Annotated in this window: 16 protein-coding genes; 9 read left to right on the forward strand and 7 right to left on the reverse strand. The window is 41.8% G+C overall.

Annotated features, from left to right (window positions below):
* Positions 1-194: 194 nt before the first annotated feature.
* Positions 195-1,730, reverse strand: a complete 1,536-nt coding sequence (locus ACKI39_RS02080; RefSeq protein ID WP_407397178.1) for a DUF5312 family protein — start codon at positions 1,728-1,730, stop codon at positions 195-197.
* A gap of 290 nt (positions 1,731-2,020) precedes the next feature.
* On the opposite strand from ACKI39_RS02080, the gene chvE reads away from it, so the two are divergent.
* The 4 genes from chvE (at position 2,021) to trhA (ending at position 7,012) form a co-directional block, all read left to right on the forward strand.
* Positions 2,021-3,082: a multiple monosaccharide ABC transporter substrate-binding protein gene (gene chvE, locus ACKI39_RS02085; protein WP_407397180.1), complete on the forward strand. Its 1,062-nt coding sequence runs from the start codon at positions 2,021-2,023 to the stop codon at positions 3,080-3,082.
* Positions 3,083-3,178: 96 nt separating this feature from the next.
* Positions 3,179-4,708, forward strand: a complete 1,530-nt coding sequence (gene mmsA / locus ACKI39_RS02090; protein ID WP_407397182.1) for a multiple monosaccharide ABC transporter ATP-binding protein — start codon at positions 3,179-3,181, stop codon at positions 4,706-4,708.
* A 16-nt stretch (positions 4,709-4,724) separates the two neighbouring features.
* Entirely contained in the window at positions 4,725-5,963 is a 1,239-nt protein-coding gene (gene mmsB, locus ACKI39_RS02095) for a multiple monosaccharide ABC transporter permease (RefSeq protein WP_407397184.1), read from the forward strand.
* A gap of 209 nt (positions 5,964-6,172) precedes the next feature.
* Complete coding sequence (gene trhA / locus ACKI39_RS02100; protein ID WP_407397186.1) at positions 6,173-7,012, forward strand: PAQR family membrane homeostasis protein TrhA; 840 nt, start codon at positions 6,173-6,175, stop codon at positions 7,010-7,012.
* A gap of 22 nt (positions 7,013-7,034) precedes the next feature.
* On the opposite strand, the gene ACKI39_RS02105 is transcribed toward trhA, so the two are convergent.
* The gene (locus ACKI39_RS02105; protein WP_407397188.1) at positions 7,035-7,187 is read right to left on the reverse strand and encodes a hypothetical protein; all 153 of its coding nucleotides are present in this window, start codon (positions 7,185-7,187) and stop codon (positions 7,035-7,037) included.
* Positions 7,188-7,329: 142 nt separating this feature from the next.
* Here ACKI39_RS02105 and ACKI39_RS02110 point away from each other — a divergent pair, with 142 nt between their 5' ends.
* The 3 genes from ACKI39_RS02110 (at position 7,330) to ACKI39_RS02120 (ending at position 9,069) form a co-directional block, all read left to right on the forward strand.
* A complete protein-coding gene (locus tag ACKI39_RS02110) occupies positions 7,330-7,563 on the forward strand; it encodes a hypothetical protein (RefSeq protein WP_407397190.1) in 234 nt (77 codons plus the stop codon).
* Between the two features lie 48 nt (positions 7,564-7,611).
* Positions 7,612-8,835: a DUF1810 family protein gene (locus tag ACKI39_RS02115; RefSeq protein WP_407397192.1), complete on the forward strand. Its 1,224-nt coding sequence runs from the start codon at positions 7,612-7,614 to the stop codon at positions 8,833-8,835.
* Between the two features lie 105 nt (positions 8,836-8,940).
* Complete coding sequence (locus ACKI39_RS02120) at positions 8,941-9,069, forward strand: hypothetical protein (RefSeq protein ID WP_407397194.1); 129 nt, start codon at positions 8,941-8,943, stop codon at positions 9,067-9,069.
* A 108-nt stretch (positions 9,070-9,177) separates the two neighbouring features.
* Here the strand turns inward: ACKI39_RS02120 and ACKI39_RS02125 are convergent, their stop codons facing one another.
* The 4 genes from ACKI39_RS02125 to ACKI39_RS02140 all read right to left on the reverse strand — a co-directional run bounded on the left by ACKI39_RS02125 (position 9,178) and on the right by ACKI39_RS02140 (position 13,316).
* Positions 9,178-10,722, reverse strand: a complete 1,545-nt coding sequence (locus ACKI39_RS02125) for a leucine-rich repeat domain-containing protein (RefSeq protein WP_407397196.1) — start codon at positions 10,720-10,722, stop codon at positions 9,178-9,180.
* A gap of 68 nt (positions 10,723-10,790) precedes the next feature.
* Positions 10,791-11,399: a MerR family transcriptional regulator gene (locus ACKI39_RS02130; protein ID WP_407397198.1), complete on the reverse strand. Its 609-nt coding sequence runs from the start codon at positions 11,397-11,399 to the stop codon at positions 10,791-10,793.
* Between the two features lie 142 nt (positions 11,400-11,541).
* A complete protein-coding gene (locus ACKI39_RS02135; protein ID WP_407397200.1) occupies positions 11,542-11,754 on the reverse strand; it encodes a SlyX family protein in 213 nt (70 codons plus the stop codon).
* A gap of 8 nt (positions 11,755-11,762) precedes the next feature.
* On the reverse strand, positions 11,763-13,316 hold the full coding sequence (locus tag ACKI39_RS02140) for an MBL fold metallo-hydrolase RNA specificity domain-containing protein (RefSeq protein ID WP_407397202.1): 1,554 nt from the start codon (positions 13,314-13,316) through the stop codon (positions 11,763-11,765).
* A gap of 120 nt (positions 13,317-13,436) precedes the next feature.
* Between ACKI39_RS02140 and ACKI39_RS02145 the strand changes: the two genes are divergently transcribed.
* Positions 13,437-14,741, forward strand: a complete 1,305-nt coding sequence (locus ACKI39_RS02145) for a hypothetical protein (protein WP_407397204.1) — start codon at positions 13,437-13,439, stop codon at positions 14,739-14,741.
* A gap of 44 nt (positions 14,742-14,785) precedes the next feature.
* Positions 14,786-16,126 (forward strand): HD-GYP domain-containing protein, encoded by a 1,341-nt coding sequence (locus ACKI39_RS02150; RefSeq protein ID WP_407397206.1) that lies wholly within the window; start codon positions 14,786-14,788, stop codon positions 16,124-16,126.
* Here the strand turns inward: ACKI39_RS02150 and ACKI39_RS02155 are convergent.
* Complete coding sequence (locus tag ACKI39_RS02155; RefSeq protein WP_407397208.1) at positions 16,123-16,707, reverse strand: ANTAR domain-containing response regulator; 585 nt, start codon at positions 16,705-16,707, stop codon at positions 16,123-16,125. The two genes, ACKI39_RS02150 and ACKI39_RS02155, sit on opposite strands and share 4 nt — an antisense overlap.

The following is a 16,707-nucleotide window of genomic DNA, read 5'->3' on the forward strand; positions in this document are numbered from 1 at the left end:
CAGTATGATTTCTCGCTCTATTGTGCTAAGATGTTTGTAGTGACCCATTTTATCTCCTGTAATAATGTCTTGAACAAACACCATTATAGTTGATTTTATGGGTCTTTTCATTTGTTGCACTTAGATTGTAAATTCATCAAATAAAAAAGACCGAAAAAAATCGGCCTTTTTACAGATTGTTGATATCTGGAATTCTATTCTTCGTCTTCTGTAAGTTCGATCGGGAAGTTCTGGATCAGCGATACAAAAGCAAAAATCTTTTTGTAGGCATCGATGGACATCTGCTTAAGCTGTCCTTCCGCAAAGTGGTCGATGTCATTCCAGTTGAGGATCAGCTCCTGATGTTTCTTTACGCAGTCTTCAAGAATCATCTTTAGGTTTCTGTCGTATGAGATGAGGAGTGCCATGGATCTCTTGAGAAGTTTTCCTGCTGTATCATTTACCTGATTGAGGGTAGTCTGGATGATTCCTTTTGATTCCTTGTCTCGGTCTGCACGAGGGAGGTGTGTCTTCATCTTAAGACCAAGGTCAACGGTTTCATTCACGCTGTTGTCCAAGGCTGTGATGTCTGCCGCTATGTCTACAAGGTTATGGAAAGCGTCGCTCATTGGTGTTGCAAGCTGCTGGTTGGCCCATTCACCGCGGACAAGAAGAATGTCGGAAAGTTCTCTTATGTCCTTCTTTATATAGTCGAGGATGAACTGCTTGAGGTATCCAAGAGGCTCGGCATAGGCAAAAGAACCGATTCCTTTTCGTTCAAAAGGTGCGCTTCCTGCTTCGTTGTAGTATTTAAGATGCTCGACTTCATTTGTTCCAAAAATCTGAACGAGAAGTCCGTCAACTTTTCCCGCTGTCTGCTTTGCCTGGAGCTCATCCAGAGTCTTGTCTGCTGCTTTCTTGACGTCGGCGATGTAGTCGTCAACGATGTAAAGCTCTTTAGGGGATACTTCATCACGGTACAAAGGATTTTCTGAGATGAGCTGAATCAACATTTCGATGATGCGGTTGTCTCGGAGGTACTTGATGCGGGCAAGGATCTTTTTCCAGGTGCCCATAGGAATAGGGTCTGCACCCTTCACGGATTTGATGAGCTTGAATACATCGCTCCAGTCTGCGTCAAATGGAAGAACCCATGCGACATCGATGAAATTCTTAAGGTCCTCGATGATGTAGGACCCGTTGATTGCGGCAAACTTAGGAGCCTTTGAAAAATCATGTTCCTTGATCGTGTTGTCGAATTTCTTGAGGGTGAAGTAATAGTCAAACTGAACGAAGTTTGCAAAACACATGAGCTTTGTATAGAGGGAATCTGTCTTTGCGATTCTTGTGCTGTCATAAGCGGAAGTAAAGGTTTCCATATGGCCCCTGACAATCTCATTGACTGCCTTGAGAGGCTGTTTGCGTGCCAGTTCCACGATGGATTCCTCGGAAAGATTTTCCAATGCCTCCAGCTGCTTCTCTGTAAGGGAATGGTTAAGCACCAGTCTTTTTAGTGCGTTTGGATTCTCGAAGGACTGAATCATAGCCTGCGCAGGTGATATTGCCTTGTAGAGGTCAAGCATGAATTTTGCAAAGCTAGGATCAACCTCATTTGATCCCATCTTGTAGAACTTGTATTTAGTCTTGGAGAGAGACTTTGCAATACCTTTTAAAATTTTCTTTTTCTGTGCTTCAGGATCACTTCCGCCAAAAAAAGTGCTAAGCAAATCTTTTATGAAATTTCCACCCATAATATTCATATAATAAGTAAGAATTAAGATTTTTTCAACAAAATTTTGAGCTGGACAATCTTAACTTTTTTTACAACAAGATTTTCTAGAGCAGGGTGAATTGTAAATGTCAGAATTTTGCGAAAATTCCCATAAATTCACAAAATATTCAAGAAGATTGGCGATCCAGGAGGGGACTTTTGGTGTAGGATATAATCATCCTAAGAACAAAGGTAGTGTTGGTTCTCCCTGCGGGGAGGACTGATACTAGCTATTTTATTGTAAGATATCAAATTAAGGAGGATTATCTTATGAAAAAAATTATCGCTGTATTATTGGCTGCAGCATTGGTACTCCCTTGTTTCGCTGCTAAGAAGGGAACAAAGGTTGGTGTTTCTATGCCTACAAAGGATCTCCAGAGATGGAACCAGGACGGCGCAAACATGAAGGCACAGCTCGAAAAGGCTGGTTACACAGTACACCTTCAGTATGCAAACAACGACAGTGCAACACAGGTTTCACAGATTGAAAACATGGTAACAGCAAAGTGCCAGGTTCTCGTTATCGCTTCTATCGATGGTTCAGCACTTAAGGGTGTTCTCGATCAGGCAAGAAAGAAGAAGATCCCAGTTATCGCTTATGACCGCCTTATCATGAACTCAAAGGCAGTTTCTTACTATGCAACATTCGACAACTACAAAGTTGGTACAATCCAGGGTGAATACCTTGTAGACAAGCTCAACCTCAAGAGCCGCTCAAAGGATGATCCTGCTTACATCGAATTCTTCACAGGTTCACCAGATGACAACAACATCAACTTCTTCTTCGGTGGTGCTATGGACATCCTTACACCATACCTCAAGAGTGGAGTTCTCGTTTGCCGTTCAGGACAGACATCAAAGGCACAGTGTGCAACTCTCAACTGGTCAACAGAAGAAGCACAGAAGCGTATGGAAAACCTCATCACATCTAACAAGTATGGTCCAAAGGGTACAAAGCTTGACGCTGTATACTCATCAAACGACTCTTGTGCAATGGGTATCACAAACGCTCTCAAGGCTGCAGGTTACACAAAGGCTAACTTCCCAATCATCACTGGACAGGACTGTGATATCGGTTCTGTAAAGAACATGCTCGCTGGAACACAGGCTATGTCAATCTTCAAGGACACACGTACACTCGCAACAAAGGTTGTAGGTATGGTTGATGCCCTCATGAAGGGAACAAAGCCAGAAATCAACGACACAAAGACATATGACAACGGAACAGGAGTTATCCCTTCATACCTTTGTGATCCAGTATACGGAGACATCAACAACTACAAGTCTCTCCTTATCGATTCTGGATACTACACAGAAGCACAGCTCAAATAGTCTGAGCTGAACTGAGACAAGGCGGGGTTCTAACCAATCCCGCCTTTTTTATGGGTTTTAATTAAAGTAATTAAAAATAAAAAATAGGAGATTCCAATGGCAAAAGCATTATTGGAAATGAGAAATATCACTAAAGAGTTTCCTGGCGTAAAAGCCCTTAGCGATGTAACTCTTACTGTTGAAGAAGGTGAAATCCACGCTCTCTGCGGTGAAAACGGAGCTGGTAAGTCAACCTTGATGAATGTACTCAGCGGTATCTACGGATACGGTACATATTCAGGTGATATTTTCTATGACGGAAACCTTTGTAAATTTCACTCCATCAAGGACAGTGAGGACTTAGGTATCGTAATTATTCACCAGGAACTTGCTCTTGTTCCACTTTTGACAATTGCAGAAAACATGTTCCTTGGTAATGAACGTGGTTCAAAAGCCAAAATCAACTGGGCAGAAACCTTCGATAAGGCAGACAAGCTTCTTTCTGAAGTTGGCCTTAAAGAGTCATCACATACATTAATTAAAGACATCGGTGTCGGCAAACAGCAGCTTGTTGAAATTGCAAAGGCACTTGGTAAGAAAGTTCGTCTTCTTATTCTTGATGAACCAACAGCTTCTCTTAACGAGAATGAATCAAAGCATCTTCTTGACCTTCTCCTGGAGTTTAAGAAGCAGGGAATGACATCGATCATCATCTCCCACAAGCTTAATGAAATCTCTTATGTTGCAGACAAGATCACTGTTATCCGCGATGGTGCCGTCATCAAGACGATGGATAAGGCTCACGAATCATTCAGTGAAAATACAATCATCGCAGCTATGGTTGGTCGTGACATCACAGACCGCTTCCCTAAGCGTACTCCAAAGATCGGTGAAGTCTGCCTTGAAGTCAAGGACTGGAATGTTGACCATCCAGTATTCGATGGAATCAAGGTTTGCAACGGCGTAAACTTCAAGCTTAGAAGAGGTGAAGTTCTTGGTATTTCTGGGCTTATGGGTGCTGGACGTACTGAACTTGCCATGAGTATCTTCGGTAAGTCTTACGGGGCAAACATCAGCGGACAGATTTTCCTTAACGGAGAAGAAGTAGAATTCCCTAACGTCAAGTCTGCAATCAAGAGCGGAATCGCTTATGTAACTGAAGACCGTAAAGGTAACGGACTTATTCTTACGGAATCAATCACAAAGAATACTGTCGCCGCAAAACCAGAAAAGGTTTCAAAGCACTGGATCTACGATTACGATGAGTGCCGCCGTGTTGCTCAGGATACAGCAAAGGAAATGCATACAAAGTGTGCTACTGTTGATGAAAATGTCGGCAATCTTTCTGGTGGAAACATGCAGAAGGTTCTTCTTGGTAAATGGCTTTTTGCTGATCCAGACATCCTCATCCTTGATGAACCTACACGCGGTATCGATGTTGGTGCCAAGTACGAAATCTACTGCATCATCAACAAGATGGTTGCAGAAGGAAAGTCTGTTATCCTGATTTCTTCTGAAATGCCAGAAGTTTTGGGAATGAGTGACCGCATCTACGTTATGAACGAAGGACGCATGGTTGCCGAAATGGACGCAAAGGATGCAGACCAGGAAAAAATCATGGCATGCATCATCAACTCAGGTAAGTAATTTAGGAGTAATAGAAATGGCTAATATTCAGAGTTTAAAGAAGACACTGAAGGGTAACACAATGATTCTTATCCTTCTTGCTGTCATGTTGTTTTTTGAAGTTCTTATTCAGGGTGCAGACAAGGGATCGCTCTTTGCTCCTGAAAACATCACAAACCTTATCAACCAGAATGCTTGGGTTGTTATCCTTGCAACGGGTATGCTTCTCTGTATCCTTACTGGTGGTAACATCGACCTTTCTGTCGGTTCTGTAATCTGTCTTGTCGGTGCCTTTGCTGGTATTCTCATAGTCAATATGGGTTGGCCTGTTCTTCCATCGATCCTCATCTGTCTTATCGTTGGTACAGCAATCGGTGCATGGCATGGATTCTTCATCGCTTATGTTCACATTCCTCCATTCATCTGTACTTTGTCTGGTATGCTTTTGTGGCGTGGTGTTGCCCTCATCCTTCTTAATGGTATGACAATTTCACCATTCCCAGATTCATTCCTCAACATCTTCGGAAGTTACATTCCTGACCTTTTCCTTGAGCAGGCAAATGATGATATGTCAGTAGAAGTATACGATGCCATCATCGACAAAAATGCTTCCATCACTTTCCTTGTAACAATGATCATTTCTGTAATCTGCTGTGTTGTAACAGTTGCTGCTGCAGTAATCAGCCGTGCATCAAAGATCAGAAAGGGATACTCAGTTTCAACAACCGTAGGATTCATCGCTAAGCAGGCAATCCTCTGTGCAGTAATCCTCATCGTAGGGTTGCTCCTCGCACAGGACAAGGGTCTTCCACTCATCCTCGTAATCGTAGGTGTAATCGTTGGAATCTACTCTTACTACACACAGAATACAGTTCCAGGACGCTACCTCTATGCAATCGGTGGTAACGAAAAGGCTGCCCGCCTCTCTGGTATCAACACTGACAATGTAATGATGTTTGCATATACAAACATGGGATTTATCGCAGGTATCGCAGGTCTCGTTTGTGCTGCTCGTCTTAACTCTGCCGCTCCAACAGTTGGTCAGAGCTACGAAATGGATGCCATCGCATCGTGCTTCATCGGTGGTGCATCTGCATACGGTGGAACAGGTACAGTTGGTGGTGCTGTAATCGGTGCTATCTTCATGGGTGTTCTTAACAACGGTATGTCTATCCTTGGTGTTGACTCTAACTGGCAGCGCGCTGTTAAGGGTATGGTTCTCCTCTTGGCTGTTATCTTCGATGTAGTTTCAAAGAAGAAGAAGTCAAGCAAGTAAAATGTATGAAGGCAGCAAGGACTCCTCCGTTCCTTGCTGCAAAATATAGCCCTGGCAAGGCTCTGGTTTCCAGAAATTGCCGATTTCCTTCATTGTTTTCCCGACAGAATTCGTTGAATACTGTCGGGTTTTTTTATGTCCTTTTTTTATGGCAAATAATGTATCTATGCATTATAATTTTATCTGACACTAGAAATTGAGGTTACTTCATGGCAGATATTTCACGCAAAATTACACGCAAGTCTCTCAAGGCAAAAAGAAAGGCTGCGATAAAGACAATAAAGGTACAGGCAAAGGAGAAGATCCGTCAGGTAAAACTTGAATGTTCTATCGATGCTGACCGAAAAAAAACTAAGGCCCAGGAAAAAGAACAGAGAAAAGAGCTAAAAGCCCAGAAGGCAAATGCGCGCATTTCCTACAATGAACGTCAGCCGCGTCCTTTTTCATTGGGTGAGGATCTTTTTAGTTCCATTTCCCATGGTATCGGTGCTGGGTTGAGTGTTGCGGCAATCGTTCTTCTCATAGTCAGAAGTGTTTTCCATGCTCCTTCAGCAAACTCTGGCGCTTGGACAGCTTCCTTTTCATTGCTTGGAGCTTTTTTATTCATCTATTATCTAACATCTACATTGTCACATGCTATTTCTGCCATGGGTGGAAGAAAGGTTTTTGAAAGAATGACTTTCATGACAATCTGGATTCTTGTTCCTGCAACTTTTGTTCCATTTGCCCTTGCAACCATGAGCGGAACGACATTGACAGCCTTTGTTTCCATAGTGTGGTCTCTCTATGGTCTTATGGCGGCCCTTTATGCTGTCTTTGGCAACAAGGTAAGGGGATTTTCTGTATTTGGATTTGTTGTATCCTTTGTCATAATGACACTGGCTTTTGCAAGATGTGGTTCACTTCTTATTACAGGAACCGCACTGTATGTTGTGAGCGGTGGATTCTTCATGCTTCGCAATTACAAGTGGTCACACAGTATCTTCCATCTTCTTGCACTAGGCGGAAGCATTTTCCACTTCTTTGCAGTCTATTATTTGCTTTCTTAGCTGCCGCTCTGTTTTCTATCTTTTATGAATAGTGTTCTTGTGTGTCCATGCATTCCACCCTGTTGTGGATGGACATCTGGAACCTGTAAAGTATCATCCCATTTGACTGCCTAGTTTCCAAAGGACCGCTTTCCCCAAAAGTGTCATAGGACCCGCCAGGAATATAATCTTCCATGTCTGGATAAAAAAATCACTCATGCTTTTCATGTGTCTTAGCATATATAGGTAAATTCTTTTTTTTTGAATATGAAATTTTTGCGCGAATAGTTTGCATATATTTTAATTGTGCAAGAACGAATGAAAAGAGGAGGATTTGTATGGGCAACAAATGGAGCAAGGAATTGCAGGAATTATCAATCGATGTTATCTGGAATGGAAGATGCATGGAGCCTTGTCGTGTAAAGCATTGGCGAAAAGAAAACAGCTTTGGTTCCGTTTCGGTTATCCAGGGAATCAATGGTGACGGCTGGGATGTTTTGACCGATAACGGTGAGGTTGAAAAATTTTCCACTGTAGAAGATCTGGTCGCAGCTGGCTGGATAGTTGATTGAAGCTTTTTATCGTTACGGCTCTATGGCTATTGGATGGAGGAATGAAAAATGTACGGAGCAATTTTAGGAGATATTATTGGGGAACCTTATGAGTTTGATGGTGGAGATAAAACAAAAGACTTTCCTTTGTTTGATGACTGTCCAATGTTTACGGATGATACGGTAATGACCGTGGCAGTCTGTGATGCCGTCATGAAAGCAGGTCTTGATGCCGACGAAAGTGAGATGAAAAGTGCGATCATCCAATCCATGCATCGTTGGGGGCAAAAATATCCAGACGCTGGATATGGCGGAAGCTTTTATCAATGGCTGACTTCTAAAAGTACTGAGCCCTATGGAAGCTATGGAAATGGATCTGCGATGCGTGTTTCTTCCATCGGTTGGTTCTTCGATACCATGGAGCGGACTCGAGAAGTTGCCCGCTGGAGTGCGGAAGTTACTCACAATCATCCTGAAGGTATAAAAGGGGCAGAGGCTACTGCGTCTGTCATTTGGCTGGCTAGAACAGGTTCCACAAAGGAACAGATCAAGGAATTTGTGGCAAAAGAATTTGGTTATGACCTTTCAAGGACAATTGATGAAATAAGACCAGATTATTGTCATGATGAAAGCTGCCAGAGGACAGTACCCGAAGCTATCAGTGCCTTCCTTGAAGGAGAATCCTTTGAGGATGTGGTGAGGACTGCGGTTAGTCTTGGTGGAGATACAGACACTCTTGCTGATATTGCAGCTGCAATGGCGGAAGCTTACTACGATATTCCAGAAGAACTCATCTTCAAGTGCGGTTACTATACGACAAAGGACATGTTTTCGGTATTTCGTAGGTTCGATAAGCTTAGAATAGGACGAGTCGATAAGCATAATCTTCTGCGTTTCAAAAAGGCTCAGGAATCAGATTTTAAGAATGCCGTCAAGGAACTTATGGCGGGATGCAAAAGATCTCATTGGATGTGGTATGTCTTTCCTCAGTTAAAGGGACTGGGACTTTCTGATATGTCAAATTTCTATGGAATATCTGGAATTGCAGAGGCTCAGGCATATCTTGATGATGGTCTGCTTGGTTCAAGATATAAAAAGCTTGCAAGACTGCTTCTTGGACTGGAATCAGACAACGCAGAAGAAATATTTGGACAGATAGATGCCATCAAACTTAAATCTTCGATGACGTTATTTGATGCTGTGGATCCCGACAATATGCTATTCAATGCCGTGCTCAATAAATTTTTTAATGGAGAAAGAGATCGTAAAACTCTGGAATTATTGAAACAGTAATAGTTTATCTATTCTTAAAAGATTTGAACCATGATTCTTCGGATCTTTTAGACTGCCTGTTGAACTGTTTCAGCAGCTGATCAAAACTCGGCAAGGGGGAAAATTATGGCAGATTTCATTAACTGGTTTGGAAATGAACTTCTGACAGAGGGTTCTGTCGGGAGGATAGGATTTAAGCTTCTGTTGCTCCTGTTTGTTGTCTGGATCATCATGACGATCAGGGAAAATACATAAAAAAAGAGGGCTGCCCGATAAGTATGTTTTACGGTACGGTCATTTCGACATGCAGCCGCAATGATCGCTAGAATAAATACTTTTAGGGCAGCCCTTTAACATATTCAATTAAATCTTTTCCAGTTTCTTTCCAGCCAGCAAATCATCTTTGTTTATCCAGTCATCACAATGGATGTTTTCTTTGGTAAGGGAAGTGCAGTTTGAAAATGCTTCCTCGCAGATTCTGATGACACTTTCTGGAATCGTTATTTCCTTCAAAGATGAGCATCCAGAAAAAGTCTTTTCAGCGATGCTTTTGATATTGTCTGGAAGATTAATCGTTTCCAGTCCTGAACATCCCTGAAAGGCAGATGTCTGAATGTCAAAGACAGATTCTGGAATTTCCACAGCTTTTAATGACTTGTTTCCTGCAAAGGCTGCGGCCCAAATTCTTTCAACGGTGGAAGGAAGAGCGATTTCTGTTTCTTTGCCCTTGTATTTCATCAATGAGCCGAATTTTATTTCCAGATCATTTGTTTTTACTGTCATGAACTTCATTGTTTCTTTTGGCTTGTTGGCGAACGACGCTTCTCTTTTCTTTTCCTCTTCTTTATGCTGCTTTTCCTGCTGTTTTATTTCTTCAAGATTTTTTTTCTTTTCTTCAAGTTTTCTCTTTCTCTCAAGTTTAGCTTCGTTTTCCTGAGCAATATCCTTTTCTATAGCGGACAATAATTCAGGTCCTGGTTCATATAATTTTCCATTGAAGAAAACATCACCATATTCATGATAGGCATCAGTTAAAGCACTTCCACGTACGTAGTGGTCACCAGGGCATTTAATGCTAATGTTAGCAAATCCGTAAAGTGTTTTTTTAGAATTTACATCCTCGTAGCAGAAAGGGCGGTTTTGCCCAAAGATAATATCATCCAGAGAAAAACCTTCTTCAAACTCATGTTCGATGCCATAGGTTTCTCTCCAGGTTGAAAAAACCAGAAGCTTTTTGTTCAATGGAAATTGAGATTCATGTATATAGCTTTTTGCAGATTCAATACTACTAAGTTCGATCGGGAATCCATCAAGTGAGACTTCTGTTTTGCTGGAAATTTCAAGAGTATGACTTTCAAGAACCTCTGATTCTGAATCAAAGCTGGCGACACGATTTATTGTAAAACAAGTACCGTGTTGCAGAAATTCAACTCCATATAGACTGCCCCATTCATCTGCATGATCCAGTAATTCAATGCATGATATTTCTTTACTCAAGAGTTTTTTTGCTTTAGAACGACCTAAGATACCATAAGTACAGGGATAGTCTTCTGTTGTGATTATATATTTACCTTTAGGAAACATTATATTTCCCTTGTTTTTTGGCAGAAACTGGACACCACTTTTTATGAAACGAATACCGATAAAAGTGGAAGGGAAGACTATATTTTTTATACATGAAGGAATGTTCAGAATGCTTCCCCAATCCCTCTCGTAAAATCCCAAAAATCCTTCGGGAATATTGAGAATTATAGAATCTTTTCCCGCCTCAAGCTTTTCAACTTTATCAAGCAGATCCTGAAGCTGTTTTATATTCATCTTTTCCAGATTTTCGCCTTCAAGACGTATACCATCTAGACCGTTCAGTTTTTCTTTTGTTTCAAAAAGATGTGTTTGATCTAAAGTCATTTATTTCTCCTGTGGACTTATTTGCGGTCAATTTATAAAGTGTAATTACATTTCTAATTAAAATCAATTTATTTCTCTGTGGTAGAATCCAGTTCCTGTCCATTCAAGAATTGATCATCAAAGCTGACAAAACGAGGTACAGTATCACAAATCATGGATCTGACTGCATCAGGAATGAACTCCTCAAAGCTAACCCTTTTTTTTTCATCAACATATTTCTTGATTAATTCAAGTGTGAGAGGCTGGAATTCAGCACAGAACTGCCTATACATGGGTTCACTTAGAATGCTTGCAAACTTCATGGTTCTGGTTTCGTATTGCCTTTGGGTGCAAATAAAAAAATTGAAACATTTTTTATGAAAGCTATTGGAAACGGAATATTGCATGGATACGAATTTTTCTATAAGCTCCTCATCCCGCTTAAGAAAAATTCCAGCGCCGACATAAAGATGATTTCTTGCAATTTTATCATATAGACGATACATCAAAAAAAGAACATCTGGAGTTTTCTTTGATGTGTAAGCAAGTTTGATTTTAGCCAGATCCTGCTCAGTGAATTTATAGCCGCAGCGTCGATTGTTTTTGGTTCGAGTCTTCTGAAGGTTGTGTTTTTCAGCATATTGTCTCAATGCATATTCGCTGATTCCAAGTTCTTTCGCAAGTGAATGGATCGACATATCTAATAGTGTACAGAGAAACATCAAAAATGTGAATGCGCGAAAAGTTTGCATATGTTAAATTTCTTTTAATAAGGAGGAGGTGCTTCTGATAGATATGCTGATGGCATAGAGCATTGCTTATGCTTTGATGGAGTGTCTCTTAGTAGTGTGGAGGTCTTCTGTTGGGGACGTCTCCTTCCATCTGGTCTGAAAGATCTCTTATCTTCTGTGCCATGAGCTTGTTCTCTTCCCTCAGCTTTTCTATGGTTGTGGAATTTTCCACAGCCACAGATTGAAGCTGGTTCAGGAAATCCTCAAGGTACGCAAGTTTTGTTTCAAGTCCGATGATTTTTTCTTCTGTGTCCTTGTCCATGATGGCTGTTACTCCAGGTCGTAGGTCTCGCCATATTTTACAATTTCTACATTTTCGTATCCATTGTCTTCAAGGAATTTTTTCATATGCTCCTGTCCGTTTTTTTCTCCGTGGACAAGGAATATTTTCTTGAGACGGCTTGTGTCGATGGTGTTGAGCCATTCAAGGCTTTCGTGGTAGTCGGCATGGGCGCTGAAAGAGTCGATGTTGACCACCTCGGCGTTCACCTTGTACCAGTCACCAAGAATCTTTACTTCCTTTTCTCCATCAAGAATCTTTCTTCCCAAAGTATTTTCCGACATATAGCCTACGATACAGATGATGTTTTTTGGGTCAGAAATGTTGTTTGCAAGATGATAGAGGATGCGGCCTGCTTCGCACATTCCATCTGCAGAAAGGATGATCATAGGACCTTGCTTGTCATTGAGAGCCTTTGATTCATCGACACTCTGGACGAATGTCATGGAATTGAAACCGAAAGGATTCTTATGATGTGAAAGGAAAGCTTCCTTTGTAGCTTCATCATAGCATTCCTGATGCAGCTGGTAGATTCCTGTTGCATTGACTGCCATAGGACTGTCCATATATATAGGGATCTGAGGAATCTTCTTTTTATCGACAAGAAGGTGCAGGTAATATACAAGCTCCTGGGCGCGCTCGATTGCAAAGGTAGGAATGATGATCTTTCCCTTTGTGTCGATTGCACGGCGAACGATTTTTTCAAGTTCCTTAAGGGCGCTGTCTGGTTCATGGTGGAGCCTGTTTCCGTAGGTGCTTTCAAGGAAGATATAGTCAGGAGCTGGCATGTTTGTTGCGGGATCGCGTATTATAGGCTTGTTGCGTCTTCCAAGGTCGCCTGTATAGAGAATTCTTATTTCATCGGATGGTGCTCCGCGCAGTGCCTCTTCTTTTGATTCCTTCTGAGATTTTGCCGGGTTTGTCTTTGGTCCAAAAAGCCTGTGCCATAGTCTGCGTCCTGAAATTCCAAGTCCGCCAGAAATCTTTGAATTCAACGGGTTCTTTCGTTGTCCTGTGATCGTAAAGTATGCAAGAGAAGATCCGAGTATGTGTCCTGCATCGTAGAATTCAAGCTGGACATCAGGTGCTATGTACATCTTCCTGTTGTATCCAAGGGTTATGATCTGATTTGCTGCCTTTACGCAGTCCATCTCCGTGAAGAGAGGCTTCCAGGAGAATTTCTCACCTTTCTTTTTTGCCTGCTTGGCAAGAAACTCAGCGTCGCGTGCCTGAATCCTTGCGCTGTCCATCATGACGATGTTTGCAAGGTCGCGGGTTGCTGGAGTTGCAAAGATGCTTCCGCCATATCCGTTTTTTGTGAGCACTGGCAAGAGTCCGCAGTGGTCAAAATGTGCATGTGTAAGAACTACGCTTTCAATCTTATCTGCAGCAAAATCAAAGTCGCGGTTCTTTCTGTCTGCTTCCTGTCTTTTTCCCTGGAAAGCACCGCAGTCAATCATAAAGCTGCGTCCTTCAATCTCAAGAACGTGCTTGCTTCCCGTAACTTCTTGTGCTGCTCCAAGTGAATATGCTGTAACTGACATAGTGTGCCTCCTTCCTGTGGGTTAATGGGTGTAATATCAACGCCTCTTCTTCTATTATAAAGCAATAATTATAAATATCAAATTTTGTTAAAAAGAGGTTTCTGTGATATAATGAAGGGAATGAACCTTTTATATTTTTGTTCCTATAGAGTAGCGATGATTTTTCTCCTGGCTTACATAAGCCTTTTTACGCGCTCTAAATTCGGCCAGTTGAGGACCGTTCTCATTCTTGCAGCAGCCTATATTTTTACCTCCATTACCGATGTCTGGGGTGTTTTCTTCTCTGCTGGAGGGCGCCTTTATTTGGTACTGACAGCCTTGACCTTTGCTTGTATTGTCTGTGTCGGTCAAATACTTTCTGAAAAGAAGGGATGGCGTTCTGTTTTTACAGTGCTGTGTGGCGCTGACTTTATTCTTCCAGGTAATACTATTTGCTATATTGTCTATAATCATACCAAGGACATCTTTTCAAGCATTCTCATTCAGACAATGGTTCAGTCGGTTCTGCTTCTTGTTCTAGTCAAGACGGTTGCTAAGGAATACAAGGAAAATGAAAAGGAAACAGGCGGGTGGGCAGTGCTCTGTCTTATACCTCTCCTTTTCTTTTTGGCTACCACATGGCTCAGTGTCTGGCCTATGAGTCTCATTGACTATCCAGTTGCAGTGCCAGGAGTGGTTCTTCTCTTTGTCCTCATGGTCATAACATTTGCAAGTGCCTTCAAGATGTACTCAAGAAGAGGACTTAAACAGAAGCAGGACATGAGCCTTGTTTTTCTTGCTGAATATTCAGACAGACTAAAGGCGGAATCCGCAAAGGTAAACGAAATGTCATGCCGCATCGAGGAAATGAGCGGTGCCATGCTTGCCGTTACTTCGGAAATCCTTAATCTTCTTGATAAGGGGCAATATGATGACATAAGAACGCTCGTGTCTGCGATCATGTCGGATTCACGCCTCAATATGCCAGAAAGGAAATGTTCAAACAATGCCATCAATTCCGTTGTCCTTGAAGCGGATGAATTTGCCGTCAAATCAGGCGTCAAGGTCAACTACAATCTCAATGTTCCTGAGCATCTTGGTGCAATTGAATTTGAATATGCCGTTGTTGTTGAAAGGCTCTTGCATTATGCCATAAGAAGTTGTTCTCAATATTATGTAAAGGAAATGTCTGTTTCCATGTATCTGTCAGGCGCCTGGATGAACATTGAAATGCGCTCCAGGTATACGGACGGAAATCCAGAAGAATTGGAAAGGATTGAAGAGACGGATGCGTCAAAGAAAATCATCAAGAATATCAATGATACAATTGACTTCAATCTGAGTGTTCCTGAAATTGAAGCTTTCATAAAAAAATATGAGGTCCAGAAATCTGTTCAATTCAAGATGGGGATGATGATTTCTGAGTTCAATGTGAGAATTAACTGAAGATGATTTCAAAGAAGAATCGCCTGAATTTTACAATTCTCTTTGTGGCTTTTTTTGTCATAGTGTCCAGCTATTGCTATATCCTTATAAGAAACAGCACCTTCAATCAAACGGAACGAAAGGTCAGTCTGTCGGATTTACGGACCTCTTCAGGAGAAGATGCAGGATTGAGTTTTTCAATCGAAGAACGTGGCGGTATGCTTGGAAAATGGGATACGGTTCTTACTGAAGAATCATATGAGAGGACAGGTACTTACATTCTCAAGGGAAATACATTTGATGTAACTGTTGAAAACAAGACACCCTATGAAATATCTGAATGGAAATTATCCTTTGACATTGAAACCCCTTGCTTCATAGAGACCGCATGGTGTGGAAAGGTCGATATCATTCAGCAAAGAGGCGAGGATACCCTTGAGCAGGATTTTAATCTAAGAAATTATAACCACAAGATGATTTTCATCGACTACATAATGAACAATGATCAGGTGTTCTTTCCTTTGAGCAAGGGTGATAGGTTCGTCTACCATCCAAGTCTGGAAGATAAGGAATATCCTCTCTTAAGAACTTCTCCCAATAGGGCAAATTCCTTTGCGAAGGTAGGTTTTATCCTCTACGGGGAAGAGACCGTTACCTCATCCGATCTTTCGACAGCTGTGCTTACCTATCGTCTTAGACGAAGGATAAGTCAGGATCCTGCATTCAATATTCTTGCATTCCTGTCCATTTTATGGATATTTTCCTTTGTGTTTCTTCTTTTTTCCGAAGGTAGAATCATGGATCTTGAGCAGTTGGAGATTCGAGACAAGAAGCTGATTCAGGAAATAATGGAAACATTCTCAGGCTTTGTTGATGCCAAGGATCCATATACTGGCGGTCATTCAATCCGTGTCGGTAAATATTCAAGGCAGATCGCCGAGGAAATGGGGCTTGATAAAAAACAGTGCCAGAAGGTTTTCTACTGTGGACTCCTTCATGACTGTGGTAAGATCAGCATCCATGATGACATTCTTTCAAAGCCTAATAGACTTACGGATGAAGAATTTTCCATAATAAAAAGCCATACGATACGTGGGTTCGAGATCCTTTCTGGTCTTACGGCTATTCCTGAGGCCTGCATGGTTGCACGATATCATCATGAGCGCTATGACGGGAAAGGATATCCCGATGGACTTGCTGGGGACGCAATTCCTTTTTACGCAAGGATTGTTTGTCTTGCCGATGCGTTTGATGCGATGAATTCAAACAGGTGCTACAGAAACCATATGGAGCCTGATGTCATCATAGGTCAGATCAGCAAGAATTCTGGATTCCAGTTTGATCCTGATGTTGCTGATGCCATGCTCAGGCTTATTCTTCGTGGGGATATAAGTTTCGCTGACTAGAGCTCATATTTTTCGATGATGCGCTCGGCTGCTTCCCTGCGGCTAAGGCGTTCATCCATTGCTTTCTTTTCAATGTAATGGTGGGCTTCGCTTTCCGACATTTTCTTGTTTTCTATGAGCATCCACTTTGCCTTGTTGATGGTTCTTATGTCTGCCATCTTCTCCTGAAGACTTCTGTTCTTTGTCTCCATCTTTTCAAGACGCAGTGTCATTGCAGAAAGCATCTTTACAGCCATGTAGAACATCTGTGGGGAATTAGGCTTTGGTAGGGTGATGATTCCATGGTCTTCCACCTTTGATGCAACTTCATCATACATGTCTGCGTTTACAAGTAGAAGTATTCCCATGTTTGTCTCACAGAAATTTTCTGCAAAAAGCACACCGTGTTCGTCTGGGAGTGGACAGTCGATAAGCAGGATGTCGAAATCACTTTCCAGCAGCTTTCTTCTGGCATTCCCGCCGTTTTTGGCATGGACAATAGGAAAGAACTGTTCTCTTGGGAGGATGCTTGAAATGTTGTCAAAGAAAGTGTCGCTCTCTGATACGATGAGTACCTTTCTTCTGCTGCTCAATGGATTCAT

This window comes from Treponema sp. (assembly GCF_045641405.1).
GTDB lineage: Bacteria > Spirochaetota > Spirochaetia > Treponematales > Treponemataceae > Treponema_D.